General features: G+C 41.3%; 12 protein-coding genes. 7 read left to right on the top strand and 5 right to left on the bottom strand.

The features are described 5' to 3' along the window. Positions 1-169 precede the first annotated feature (169 nt). Both ACXAHI_RS18370 and ACXAHI_RS18365 read left to right on the top strand, forming a co-directional pair. The gene (locus ACXAHI_RS18370) at positions 170-1,201 is read left to right on the top strand and encodes an NADP-dependent oxidoreductase (protein WP_270182673.1); all 1,032 of its coding nucleotides are present in this window, start codon (positions 170-172) and stop codon (positions 1,199-1,201) included. A gap of 134 nt (positions 1,202-1,335) precedes the next feature. Then, positions 1,336-2,064 carry a TspO/MBR family protein gene (locus ACXAHI_RS18365; RefSeq protein ID WP_474850339.1) on the top strand — a complete coding sequence of 243 codons (729 nt, stop codon included), beginning with the start codon at positions 1,336-1,338 and terminating at the stop codon, positions 2,062-2,064. A gap of 36 nt (positions 2,065-2,100) precedes the next feature. Here the strand turns inward: ACXAHI_RS18365 and ACXAHI_RS18360 are convergent, their stop codons facing one another. Then, entirely contained in the window at positions 2,101-2,949 is an 849-nt protein-coding gene (locus ACXAHI_RS18360) for a YitT family protein (protein WP_270182751.1), read from the bottom strand. Positions 2,950-3,278: 329 nt separating this feature from the next. Here ACXAHI_RS18360 and ytzI point away from each other — a divergent pair, with 329 nt between their 5' ends. Continuing rightward, the gene (gene ytzI, locus ACXAHI_RS18355; protein WP_474850337.1) at positions 3,279-3,458 is read left to right on the top strand and encodes a YtzI protein; all 180 of its coding nucleotides are present in this window, start codon (positions 3,279-3,281) and stop codon (positions 3,456-3,458) included. Then, positions 3,436-3,627, top strand: coding sequence for a YwbE family protein (locus tag ACXAHI_RS18350; protein WP_474850335.1), 192 nt, complete (start codon positions 3,436-3,438; stop codon positions 3,625-3,627). The genes ytzI and ACXAHI_RS18350 overlap by 23 nt, the downstream gene beginning before the upstream one ends. Positions 3,628-3,646: 19 nt before the next feature. Here the strand turns inward: ACXAHI_RS18350 and ACXAHI_RS18345 are convergent, their stop codons facing one another. The 4 genes from ACXAHI_RS18345 to ACXAHI_RS18330 form a co-directional block, all read right to left on the bottom strand. Beyond that, positions 3,647-5,746, bottom strand: coding sequence for a HelD family protein (locus ACXAHI_RS18345; protein WP_474850445.1), 2,100 nt, complete (start codon positions 5,744-5,746; stop codon positions 3,647-3,649). Positions 5,747-5,938: 192 nt separating this feature from the next. Further along, positions 5,939-7,261: an aspartate aminotransferase family protein gene (locus tag ACXAHI_RS18340; RefSeq protein ID WP_474850333.1), complete on the bottom strand. Its 1,323-nt coding sequence runs from the start codon at positions 7,259-7,261 to the stop codon at positions 5,939-5,941. Positions 7,262-7,286: 25 nt separating this feature from the next. Then, on the bottom strand, positions 7,287-8,684 hold the full coding sequence (locus ACXAHI_RS18335) for a YjiH family protein (RefSeq protein ID WP_474850331.1): 1,398 nt from the start codon (positions 8,682-8,684) through the stop codon (positions 7,287-7,289). 112 nt (positions 8,685-8,796) lie between these two features. Continuing rightward, positions 8,797-10,161 (bottom strand): sigma-54 interaction domain-containing protein, encoded by a 1,365-nt coding sequence (locus tag ACXAHI_RS18330; RefSeq protein WP_474850329.1) that lies wholly within the window; start codon positions 10,159-10,161, stop codon positions 8,797-8,799. A gap of 201 nt (positions 10,162-10,362) precedes the next feature. Here ACXAHI_RS18330 and ACXAHI_RS18325 point away from each other — a divergent pair, with 201 nt between their 5' ends. The 3 genes from ACXAHI_RS18325 to ACXAHI_RS18315 all read left to right on the top strand — a co-directional run bounded on the left by ACXAHI_RS18325 (position 10,363) and on the right by ACXAHI_RS18315 (position 12,335). After that, complete coding sequence (locus ACXAHI_RS18325) at positions 10,363-11,079, top strand: 3-ketoacyl-ACP reductase (RefSeq protein WP_474850327.1); 717 nt, start codon at positions 10,363-10,365, stop codon at positions 11,077-11,079. A gap of 131 nt (positions 11,080-11,210) precedes the next feature. Next, the gene (locus ACXAHI_RS18320) at positions 11,211-11,426 is read left to right on the top strand and encodes a YuzF family protein (RefSeq protein WP_270182681.1); all 216 of its coding nucleotides are present in this window, start codon (positions 11,211-11,213) and stop codon (positions 11,424-11,426) included. An 18-nt stretch (positions 11,427-11,444) separates the two neighbouring features. Further along, positions 11,445-12,335 (top strand): manganese catalase family protein, encoded by an 891-nt coding sequence (locus tag ACXAHI_RS18315; RefSeq protein WP_474850325.1) that lies wholly within the window; start codon positions 11,445-11,447, stop codon positions 12,333-12,335. The last annotated feature ends 32 nt before the right edge of the window (positions 12,336-12,367 follow it).

Genomic DNA, 12,367 nt, shown 5'->3' with positions numbered 1-12,367 from the left:
CTCCTCCTGCTCTATTTACTAGCTTACCCCATATGATGTAAAGCTTTCCATTCTTAAACAGCCTCCATAACACATCGAAAGCAAAATCGTTGTATTACGATTCAACGATGTGGTAACGTTCAAATAGAATAATGAATGACCATTCAATCAATTTTTGGAGGGATGACTAATGGCGACACAAAAGCAAATTCAACTAGCGAAACGACCTGAAGGTATGCCATCTGATGAGCATTTTAACTTCGTAGAAACAGAGGTTCCATCACCGAACACTGGAGAAGTACTCTTAAAGACCCTTTATCTAACTGTTGACCCATATATGAGAGGAAGGATGACGGATGCTAAATCTTACGTCGCACCTTTTCAACTTGATGAACCGATCGATGGTGGCGTGATCGCAGAAGTTATCGAAACACAGTCAGAGAAGTTTAACAAAGGGGATATTGTCATCGGGCATCTAGGCTGGCAGGAATACTCTGTTGCAGCAGAGGACAACTTACGTAAGATCGATCCCGAAGCTGCCCCTGTAAGCACCCATCTAGGTGTTCTTGGAATGCCTGGTCTTACTGCTTATTTCGGTTTACTCGACATTGGTCAGCCAAAAGAAGGTGAAACCGTCGTCGTATCTGGAGCAGCTGGAGCAGTAGGTTCTGTCGTAGGGCAGATTGCGAAGATCAAAGGCTGTAGAGTTGTCGGAATTGCAGGTTCAGATGAGAAAGTACAGTATCTAACGAATACGTTAGGCTTTGATGAAGGAATCAATTATAAGACATCAAACGTCTATGAAGCTCTAAAAAGCGCATGTCCTGACGGTATCGACGTGTACTACGAAAACGTTGGCGGCGAAATTGGAGATGCAGCGTTCAGCTTACTCAATAAGTTCGCCCGTATCCCGGTTTGTGGCGCCATCTCTTCTTACAATAAAACTGAGAAAGATCTTGGACCACGCGTACAGACGAAGCTCATCAAATCGAGTGCACTTATGCAAGGGTTCGTTGTAAATGATTTTGCAAAACGTTTCCAAGAAGGCGCAGAAGCACTTGGCAAGTGGGTTAAGGAAGGCCAGTTAACTTATGAAGAAACGATCGTAGAAGGATTCGAACGCATTCCTGAAGCCTTTATTGGACTCTTCGAAGGGAAGAACCTCGGAAAGCAAATAGTAAAAGTAGCTGAGCCAGACATCGCTGTATTGCCTCATAACTAATTAAAGGTCGCCCGCTTTCCTACAGAAAGCGGGCTGATTTTTTATTCTTTTTGTCCACGAACCTATCATATTGGTTATCTGTCCTTTTTTCGAGGAATAGTATTAACAACAGACTACTTTTTAGGAGGACAACGATGATAAAATTACTCCTTAATATTCTTGCCTACCTACTTGTCATCACCGTGAATGCACTAGCAAATATCATACCACTCAACGGCCAGACTACAGGAGAAATTTCAAACAAGCTTGACGTACTGTTCACTCCAGCAGGGTATGTTTTCAGCATCTGGAGCCTCATCTATCTACTGCTAGGGTTATGGATCCTTCGTCAATTTCCTAAAGATCGTCGCAACTTACCTATCTATCAAGAAACAAGTGGACTGTTTGTTTTAAGCTGCCTATTGAATAGCCTCTGGATCTTCATGTGGCATTATGAGTATTTTGGAGCTTCTGTACTTGTAATGATCTTATTACTGCTCACGCTCATCCGTCTTTATGTGAAGGCAAAAGCGGCAGACGCATCGTTTCTCGACCTCTTACCTTTCTCTGTTTATCTCGCTTGGATCAGTGTTGCCACCATCGCAAACATCAGCTACTTCTTAACGTATATCGATTGGAATGGATTTGGTCTTTCAGCCTCATTCTGGACGATTGTACTAATGATTGTCGCTTCAGTTCTTGCGCTTTATTTCTTGAAATACGAAAACGATTGGGTGTATCCACTTGTCATCGTTTGGGCATTGATCGGAATCGGTGTTCGTAATCAAGGCGATGTATCAGCAGTAGTTTTCACAGCTTATGGCCTTGCGATCGTAATCGCTCTAATCACGTTTATGTATTTGGTGAGGAAAGTTAAGAAATAAACGAATCCCCTTTCCGTTCTGGAAAGGGGATTTCTTTTATGCTAGAGATTTAAAGTCTTGCCCTAGTATTTCTTTCATACTATGGACGGTAATAAACGCTTTATGATCAACACTGCCTACATGTTTCTTTAGTTTCAGTAGATCTTTTCTTCCTAGGATCGTCGTGATCACTTCTTTTTCATCTGAAGTAAATGCACCGCGGGCCGTATGAATCGTCGCGCCTTTTCCTATTTCATTAACGATGAACGTACGGATTTCTTCACTCTCTTTGCTAATGATCACAATTTCTTTCTTAGCATCAAACATCTGAATTGTATAATCGATCACGAAACCATTCAGAATTACACCAAAGATCGCATACATACCAATTTCAGGACCGAATAGAAATATGGAAAGCATTGCAATTGAAATGTCCGAGATCAATACACCTTTACCAACATCAATCGAAAAGTACTTGTTGATGATCATCGCAATGATATCTGTACCACCAGTGGAAGCTTTTTGATGAAAAACAAGGCCCATTCCAGCAGCAGCAATACACTGGCCAATGATAAGTTGAATCAGGATATCCTGACTAAATGGTTCAGTTATTGGAATGAATCGTTCAAGCAACCATACTGCTAAAGATAGAGCAAAGCTTGAATAAATCGTTTTTACTCCGAATTTGGGACCGAGAAACAGAATTCCAACTAACAAAAGCACTGCGTTTAAAATAATCATAAACATACCGACGGACAAGTTTGGGAGTAGATGGTTCATCACGATCGACAAACCGCTGACTCCCCCTGTTGCGAGACTATTTGGAGATAGGAAAAAATGCACATGGGTAGCTACGCCGAGCGCCCCTAGTGTGATAAGCAGATAAGTTTTGATGTGATGAAGCATCATGTATCCCTCCCGTTGTTTTGTTTTCGTTTCATAAGCACAATCGGGATTATAATAGGGAATGATGGGTTTGTAAACAGCTTAAACCTAAGATTTATTAAGCAAGCGTTTCCAGTTTTAAAATAGGCATATATTACTATTAATTTTTGTTGTTTCGACAATAATTTACATATATTATCATAATTATCTAACTATATCGACAATGTTTTATCTCCTTCTTTCCTTGTCTATTTTCTTCAATCAAACGTTTGTTTAACCTTCACTACATTCTACTATTTCACCGCAAATCGTGGTAAAGTAGATTCAAAAGACGCGAAAGGAGCCAAATGATGGTCATCATCTCAGTTATTATCGTTGTTGTCATTATGACGATTGTTATAGCTGCAGCCTTCGGTCTAGCTGTTTCTAAAGGTTATAGCGTTAAACATACTGTAGATCCACTTCCTGAAGATAAACAACGATCTTATAGTAAGGAGGAAAGTGAACATGAACGGACAGAATCGAAGTAATATCGAGCCAGGTAAAGAAGTAGAGATTGTTTTGAAGAAGGACCAGCGTACCGGTAAATTAACAAAAGGCATTGTGAAAGACATTCTTACGAAATCCCCTAATCATCCCCACGGCATTAAAGTACGGCTTGAAGATGGACAGGTCGGTAGAGTAAAAAGCATACTATAGAAAAGAGATCAGGTTCGCTTTACCTGATCTCTTTTCTTATTAATGGCGACAATTCACCTCTATAAAATACCTTTAACTCATGCAATGCACGTGTACAGCCTACATAAAGAAGCTTTGCATCCTGCGTATTCTCTTTATAGTTCTCTTTTGATGCATCCGCTAGTATAACCGCATCGAATTCCAGCCCTTTTGTGAGGTAGATTGGGGTGATTGAAACTCCCCCAGAATAAGAACGATTCTCCGCAGTTATAAGATTTGATTCTACGTGCGCTTTCTCTAATGCTTTATAAAGAACCTGACATTCTTCATCTGTTCTACCGACGATTGCAATCGTATTTATTCCTCGCCCCTGCATCTTCACCGTTGTCTGGACTAAATCTTGCGTATAATTTTCATCAATAACTTGCTCATCGACACGTTTACCACTTCGAAATACCGGTACTGCTGGTCTCACAGGTACATTCGCATGAGAGATAATGTGGTTCGCATACTCAATAATCTCCACAGTAGATCGGTAACTTTGCTCAAGTTCGATATAAAGCTCTTTCCCTTTAAATAATTCACCGAACTCACTCCATTGATGAATTCCCTTGTAACCGTGTATCCCCTGTGCTAAATCTCCAAGTATCGTGAAAGATTGACTTCGGTTAACTTTCTGCAAGATTGTAAGTTGGAACGGTGAGAAATCCTGCGCTTCATCGATTACAACATGCTGCAATTTGTCGTCGTCTCGTACTCCAAATAACTTAAATTGCAGGTACAGCAAAGGGGCTAGATCTTCAGTGGAAACTGCTTTTTTCCTGAGCCTCTTCTGTGTTTGCTTCACAATATCCTCTGGTAGAATGCTGCTAGCATTGTCGGTGAAACCAGGTTTACTCTGAAATAACGTTTTGTAAAACGAGAGAGCAGTATGCTTAGGCCATTGCTTAAAATAGTTCTTCAGCTCTGCGTTCGCTTTTTTACGATACTCTTTCTGAAGATGACTTCCCTCTAGTTTCTTCACTTCGTCTTTAATCCAGAGTTTTATACGATTCATCAACATGTCTCGTTGTTTACCTAAGGGATATACATGGAGGTCCTTCATCCATTGCGTCATCTTTTCAGCTGTTATGACCGCATCTTCCCAAGCTTCAAACGGTCCAGGAGTTCCTATCGAATCTGAAAAATGTGTAAGAGCAGAATCTAGCCATTCCTTAAACTCGATCGATCCCTTTAATCTTCCTTCACTCTTATCAAAAGATAGGTCCTCTCCCTCACGCTCAAACCACTTACTGAGGAGAAGGTCTGATTCATCTAACTTTACTGTATCCTCAAGCTTCTGGAGCACCCAATCAGTAAATGTAGACTGTTGGATTCCTCCTACTCCAAGTTCAGGAAGAACGCCTGAAATGTAATCGAGGAACATTCTGTTTGGTGCAAAGATAATCATACGATCTGCTATGACCGTTTCACGATATTCATAAAGAAGATACGCGAGACGGTGTAGTGCCACCGTTGTTTTCCCACTCCCTGCTACTCCTTGAATAATGAGAGGGGTGGTTCGTTCTGCGCGGATAATATCATTTTGCTTCGCTTGGATGGTTGAGACGATATCTCGCAACCTGTTATCCTTTGCTTCACTCAACCTGTACAATAGAAACTCATCAGATCCAGATAAGTCTTCACTACCTTCTACATAAGAATCAACAACTCGTTGGAGCTCTTGATTTCGTATGACGATGTTTCTCTTAAGTTCAATATTTCCTTCGACTATTCCATCAGGGGAATCATAGTAAGCTTCTTCCTCTCCTCCGGTAAAGGAGTAGAACATACTCGCGACAGGTGCTCTCCAATCGACCACTAGGGTTTCCTGGGTTTCATCGTCTGCCACTCCGACCTTCCCTATGTAATAAGCCTTCGTATCTTTATGATCTTCTTGAAAATCCATACGAGCAAAGTAGGGTTCTTTAGCGGCAATTTGTAACGATCCTCTGTTTTGTTCGCGAATACTTTCGAGTACTTGCTCTGTTACATCATCCCCTGAGTATTTAGGATATCGATTCAATTTTTCTTTCTGCTGATTGATCTCCGCAGCGATTTGTCTGAGTTGCTGCTTCTCTTCACGATAGGCACTTTGAATTTTTTCATCCAATTCAGTTACCTCCTTTAGAGATATATTTTTTAAGAGACAGAAAACTTATCTTACCATAAAACAGCCTAAAGAACAGCATGTTTTCGGAAAATTTAAAATTAAGGTGCATACCGACGAATAAATATGAGAAGAAATAATAAAAGCTCCTGCCACACTGTATCGGGCAGGAGCAAAATTCTTCTATACACTAACAGGCTGTGCTTCATTTTCAAACGCAATGACGGCTTCTTCAAAAATGCGTAAACCTTCGTCAATTTGTTCTTTCGATACAATCAGAGGTGGAATCATACGAATGACTTCCTGATGCTTTCCGCATAGATAAAACAAAACACCTTTTTCAAGCGATAAATCTAGAATTCGCATCATCCCTTCTCCATCTGGAGCTCCTGTTTTTGGATCGATGATTTCAATTCCAATCATAAGACCAACACCTCTAATTTCACCGATCACCGAGTGTTTAGATTTTATCTTATGAAGGCCTTCCAGTGCGTATTCTCCCATTTCCCTTGAGTTTTCCAGAAGTTTTTCCTCTTCTATTACATCAAGTGTTGCGAGTGCAGCTTCACAAGCGATTGGATTCCCACCAAACGTTGTGCCATGGGTTCCCATCGGCCATTGGCTCATCAACTCTTTCGATGCCACCGTTGCACTAAGGGGCATACCTGATGCGATTCCTTTCGCGATGGCCATAATGTCAGGATTCACATCGAACGTTTGAGCAGCAAACCATTCCCCCGTACGCCCAAAACCAGTTTGAACTTCATCGAATATCAGCAAGATGCCGTGACGATCACAAATTTCACGAACTTTTTGCAGCCATTCTTTAGGTGGAATAATGTACCCACCTTCACCTAAAACAGGTTCAACGATCATACAAGCGACCTCTTCAGGTGTCACCTGATGATCAAATAATCGCTCTACATCCTTCTCAAGCTCTGCAACACAGTACTCCGTAGGATCGACACCTTCTGGACAAGCTTTCACATCTGCATAAGGAAGTTGATAAGTCAGTCCGTTCGGTTGTAAAAATTTTCGATATTTACTTTTCGACGTACTCACACCGAGCGCACCGAGAGAACGTCCATGAAAACAGCCTGTGAAAGAAACGACGTACTGACGTTTTGTAACATACTTTGCAAGCTTCAACGCGCCTTCGATCGCCTCTGTTCCGCTATTTGCAAAGAAGAAACAATCTAGATTTGATGGCATGATGCCACCCAGTCGTTCAGCTAGTTCTAAGATCGAATCGTACATGATTACACCAGACGGTCCATGCATGAGTGAATCCGCGCCTCTTTTGATCGCATCGACAACTTTTGGGTGACGATGCCCTGTATTCGCAACAGCAATACCCGAGGTGAAATCTAAATATTTTGTTCCATCAGCACCGTAATAGTAACACCCCTCTTCTTTTACAACAGGAAGGTTAGGATGATCTTTCGCCATACTTGGTGCTAATAGTTCCGACATACGATTGTATCTTTCTTCAAATGATGCGTTCATTGTTTGTCTCCTCCTTAGATGTTAATCAGAAAAATAAATGAGCCATAACGACGATAATAGGTAGTGTAATAATTGTTCTTTGGATGAAAATAATCGCTAATTCTAGTACAGAGATCGGAATTTTTGACTTCACTAGTAATATACCGATCTCAGACATATAGATGAGCTGCGTTAAGGAAACAGCTGCAATCACGAAACGAGTTAATTCACTCTCGATTCCTGTACCGATTACCGCTGGCAGGAACATATCAGCAAATCCAACGAGCATTGCTGGTGCAGCAGAAGCAGCTTCAGGAATCTGCATCCATTGAAGGATTGGAACGATTGGCATTGCTAGATACGTGAAGAACGGCGTAAATTCTGCAATGATCAATGCAATGGTTCCTAGCGCCATTACGAGCGGAATAAGCGCAAAGTAGATATCAAGTACGGTATTAACGCCTTGACGTGCAACGGCCTTTACACCTTTTACTTGAGATGCTTTCTCTAGAGCCTTTTCTAACCCCCATCTGTAGTTTGAAACGCCCTCAGGTACGTCTTCAGAAATTTGCTTCCCCGTTACCTCATAATACGTATCCTCTTTTCTAGAGAGAGGTGGGATTCTCGGACACACGATAGCTGCTACCAGTCCTGCAACAACAACTGTGAAGTAAAACGGAACAAACATATCTTCAAGACCTATGAAACTAATAACTACTAAACTAAATGCAATGGAATTAATAGAGAAGTTTGTAGCAATAACTGCCGCTTCTCGTTTTGTATAATAGCCTTCTTCATATTGTTTCGTTGTAATCAATACGCCTACTGTACCAGCACCCATCCATGATGCCAGTGCATCGATCGAAGAACGCCCAGGTAATTTGAATAGCGGTCTCATCACACGTTGCAGTGACGTCCCAATAAAGTCCATTAAGCCAAACTCAAGAAGTAGCGGCATCAACAAGCCAGCAAAGAGAAACCATGCTGCGAGTACAGGTACGAGTGCATATAGCATCGTCCCACCGGATACATCAGAGATAATGAATTCAGGACCAAACGTGTATAATGTCATGACTGCAAAAAGTGCTCCTATTGCTCTAGTAGCAATCCAGAACCAGTTTACATAGAAAAGTTGCTTTAAGAACGGTCGTAGCATAAAGAATTTAGGTTCAAATAGTTTTACAAAAATAGGAATGATTGCAGAAACGACTAAAACGGCCGTCATCAATCCTGGAAGTACTGGCTCTAGACCTGCTTGAATTGATTCCGCCATTATTCCAACACCGATTGTTATCTTCCCATTGAATGGTACGGGAACAAGGAATAAAAGGACTCCTATGAGTGATGGGATAAGAAACCATAAATAATGACTAAGTGGACGAGATGATACTGTACTTCCCCCTGTATCCTCGTACGAGTAATTTTTCTGCTCTTTCGCTTCCATTGGCCACGCCCCTCTGTTTTATATTAATACAAATTCTTGCATAATAATAAAAAAGAAGCAAGAAGAGATTTACTCCTTTGCTTCTTTTTTAATGCAAGAACCGTGCCAATTATCAGTTTATTCTGTATTTTTTTAGCTTCCGTACGACGCTTGGCTGGCTAATCCCTAGTGCTTCCGCTATTTTCGTCGTTGTTCTAAATTTACGTTTCGCTTCCTCTAACCTCTGTTTTTCTAGTTTTTCTAACGAAGATTGTAGACTCTCACTCGTATTATTCATTTTTGAATAGGGGTCTTGTTGAATTCTGTAAGTATCTGGTAGATCGTCCAGGTGAATAGTAGATGAATTTGAGGTGACCACAACACGCTCGATCAAATTCATTAATTCGCGAACGTTCCCCTTCCAATCAAGCTGACTCAACTCGTGCAAAACCTGCTTATCCATTACTCGTTTTCTTTTATACTCCTCGCCAAACTTGCTAAGAAAGGTATGAATCAGAGGAACGATATCTTCTTTCCTTTCTCTAAGAGGTGGAATGATGATTGGTACAACGTTTAGGCGGAAGTATAAGTCTTCTCGGAACAACTTTTCTGAAACAGCACTTTCTAAATCCCGATTTGTTGCACTAATCAGCCTGAAATCCGAATGAATTTCTTTTCTTCCTCCTACACGATAAAAGCATTTATCCTGGATGAGCTTCAACACTTTCACTTGATTTGAAAGCGATAGTTCTCCGATCTCATCAAGAAACAGCGTTCCACCTTCAGCCATCTCAGCTAATCCCATCCGTCCGCCTTTTCTAGCTCCTGTAAATGATCCATCTTCATATCCAAAAAGCTCAGCTTCAAAAAGTGCATCAGGTATCGCACCACAGTTTACTTCTATAAAAGATCCGTCTCTCCGCTCACTATTGTTATGTATGAACCGGGCCATCTCTGATTTACCTACCCCTGATTCTCCTAATAGGAGGACACTAACATCGACACCACAAATTTGTTTCGCAGTAGCAACTAACTTTCTCATTTCATCGCTACGTCCAACGATTCCATCTTCTGTATGTTGAGACTTCAGCCAATTAAGTTCGGTTCGCACCCGCTCGATTTCAGCAGACATTTCTTCCATTCCAGCTTTTATTTCCATAAGCTCTGTAACATCATGTGAATAGCTAACAATTCTAATAAGCTTCCCGGTCTCATCATGCACCGGCACACCTGTAACGAGTAGTTTTTGACCATCTTGACCCGTTTGGACAAACGTCACTCGCTTATTCGACCGAACTACCATTGGTGTTGCTAGAGGGGTAAACAACCCTTCTTTCTCAAGCTCGTATACTGAGCGGCCCATTAGCTCCTTTGCCTTCACTCCATAAACAGTCCCGGTTCCTTCACTAGCTTTTACAATGATTCCATTTGGATCTGTAACCAAAATATCATCCTGAAGTGAATGAAAAATTGCTTTGTACTCATTCCAATCATCCATTGTATCCCACCTATTATTCGTTTATGAATAAGTATTCTATTTGTAGTCTCGATCCCTGCCATAGCTGTATTTAGTTAATTCATTTTTGAATAATCTGTATGTTCATCATACCATATCGCTCTAATTCAAAAGCAGAATTCTTTCCATTTAAAAACGAGAAAGATAAACTATTCTTTTAAATGAAATAAAGGAGGGTTTCCATTGGAAAACCTAAAAGGTAAAACAGCACTAATTACTGGAGCAGCTAGAGGAATTGGAAAAGCAGCTGCAGTGAGACTAGCAGAAGAAGGCGTAAATATCGGAATGATAGCAAGAACGGAAGAAACACTTCAAAGCGTAGCAAAAGAAATAGAAGCGAAAGGTGTGAAAGTAGCGTACGCTGTTGCAGATATTTCTTCCAATGAAGAAGTTACAACAGCCGTATCTCGTATACGTGAAAAACTTGGTCAAACTGACATTTTGATCAATAACGCTGGTATTGCTAAATTTGGAGGTTTCATGGATCTTGAGATTTCTGATTGGGAGAAGATTATCCAGGTTAACCTTCTTGGTGCTTACTATGTTACTCGGGCCGTCTTACCAGATATGATCGAGAGAGAAACTGGCGACATCATTAACATTTCTTCAACTGCTGGTCAGAAAGGCGCACCTGTAACGAGTGCTTACAGCGCTTCAAAGTTTGGTCTGCTCGGACTAACAGAATCACTTGCACAAGAAGTGCGCAAGCACAATATTCGCGTTAGTGCCTTAACACCAAGTACAGTTTCTACTGACCTTGCTGTTGAAAACAATTTAACTGATGGAAACCAGGATAATATGCTACAACCTGAAGATATGGCAGAGTTTATGGTTTCTCAGTTAAAGTTAAACAAACGGGTGTTTATAAAAACAGCAGGACTATGGACTACAAACCCATAACTTTCCTTAATCAGCCTATCAGGCTGATTTTTTTATGCTCGCTATATCCTCCTTACATTTTGGACTATGACAACCCACCAATAGCGTAAGTTAGAAAGGTGTAGAACCTGTTTGGAAGGGAGAGGAAATGTTTGAACGAACAATACCCGACTCTTACAAGCCTCGTTGACCCCTATGTATATGAGACGCTCCAATCGATCACAGGAAGCATGGTGACTGTTGAAACAACGAGAGGATCACTTCGTGGTGTCTTACAAACCGTTATGCCAGACCACATTGTGGTGCAAGTGAAGCAGACTCCTTTCTTTATACGAATTCAACAAATCGTCTGGGTGTTTCCTAACTAATAAGATGGGAGGCCAATTATGTTTAAGCGAATCAATAAACAATTGATTGAACTTCCCATCCCTGATCACGGTGATGCCAACGCAGCGGCAGCGGTTCAGGATTTATTGGGAGGAAAATTTGGTGAGATGTCAACGCTAAACAATTACATGTTTCAATCTTTTAACTTTCGACAAAAGAAAAAATTAAAACCCTTTTACGACCTTGTCGCAAGTATTACCGCTGAGGAGTTCGGCCATGTCGAGCTCGTTACTACTTCCATCAACCTATTAACAAAAGGAAGCTCTTTCCCTGGTCCGCCGGACATCACTCCACTTCAAGGCGGGAAAGATGTTCGAAACACCGCACAATTCGTTTCAACCGCTCAAACGGCACTAGGCGCAGACTCGATGGGAAACTCCTGGCGAGGTGATTACGTTTTTAGTAGCGGAAACCTCGTTTTAGACTTAATGCATAACTTCTTCCTCGAAATTGGTGCCAGGGCGCACAAAATGCGCGTCTATGAAATGACCGATCACCCTACAGCAAGAGAGATGATTGGCTATCTGCTTGTTCGAGGCGGCACGCACGTCCTTGCATACGCAAAAGCGATTGAAATCGCGACTGGCACCGACTTAACCAAGATGCTTCCAGTGCCAAACTTAAGTAATTCAAGTTTCGACTACGCTAGAAAATTCGAAGACCGGGGATTGAATAATGTTTTATATACCTGGAGTGATGGAGAGTATCAAGGGATTCGTCAAATTTGGAAAGGAACCAACCCTGAGAATGGAATGCCTTTACAAGTTATTGAAGGCACACCACAAGGAGCTAAGATTCCTAGTCTAGACGATTTACCTGAAGAGTTCGCACCTGGAATCACTAGGGATCATTATGAAGAGATCGCAAAACGATTAATGAAAAATATGTAAAAAAACACCTGCTTTCCATTTCGGAAAGCAGG

The sequence above is a fragment of the Anaerobacillus sp. ABD4_527 genome (assembly GCF_056160805.1).
Note: the sequence above shows the minus strand (reverse complement) of the source record. Positions and strands in the feature narration are given on the sequence as shown.